Origin of the sequence: Rhodomicrobium sp. Az07 (genome assembly GCF_018619475.1) — a bacterium.
GTDB lineage: Bacteria > Pseudomonadota > Alphaproteobacteria > Rhizobiales > Rhodomicrobiaceae > Rhodomicrobium.
This window is the reverse complement of record NZ_JAHFZG010000052.1, coordinates 1-476: the sequence shown is the minus strand read 5'-3', so window position 1 is coordinate 476 and position 476 is coordinate 1. Positions and strand designations below refer to the sequence as shown.

Sequence of the window (476 nt, the reverse complement as noted above, 5' to 3'; positions counted from 1 at the left end):
TCACCGGCGTTGCCCGGCGGCGGTCGTGGCCGTCCGATGTGAAGGCGGCGATCGTGCAGGAAACGCTTGAGGACGGGGTCGGCGTTTCCGAGGTTGCGCGCCGACACGGCGTGGCTGCTAGCCAGCTTTTCAAATGGCGCCGTGAAGCGGGGCTGAGATCGCGATCGCCCAAGCCTGAGCCGGTGACGTTTGCCCCTTTACTGATCGAGCAAAAGGATGCGCCTCAGCCTGAGCATAAAGAAGAGGCGCCGCCATCCGGGCTGATCGAACTCGAACTCGCAGGGGGACGGGCGCGGATCCCGGTGACGGCTGGCCGCGAGGTTATCCTGGCGATTATCGACGGGCTTTCGATGAGGCGGCGGTGATTTTCGGTGCGGTTCCACCTCGGATTTACATCGCGACGCGGCCTGTCGATTTCAGGAAAGGCATGGATGGGCTTGCGGCCGCGGTTCAGGAGGTCTTGAAGCTCGATCCGT

The 476-nt window shown here is 63.7% G+C and carries 2 protein-coding genes; both read left to right on the top strand.

The features are described 5' to 3' along the window. A partial coding sequence (locus tag KKP04_RS16040; RefSeq protein ID WP_215033546.1) for a transposase occupies positions 1 to 365 on the top strand: 365 nt, incomplete at its 5' end. Continuing rightward, a partial coding sequence (gene tnpB / locus KKP04_RS16035) for an IS66 family insertion sequence element accessory protein TnpB (protein WP_371818844.1) occupies positions 362 to 476 on the top strand: 115 nt, incomplete at its 3' end. The genes KKP04_RS16040 and tnpB, both read left to right, overlap by 4 nt.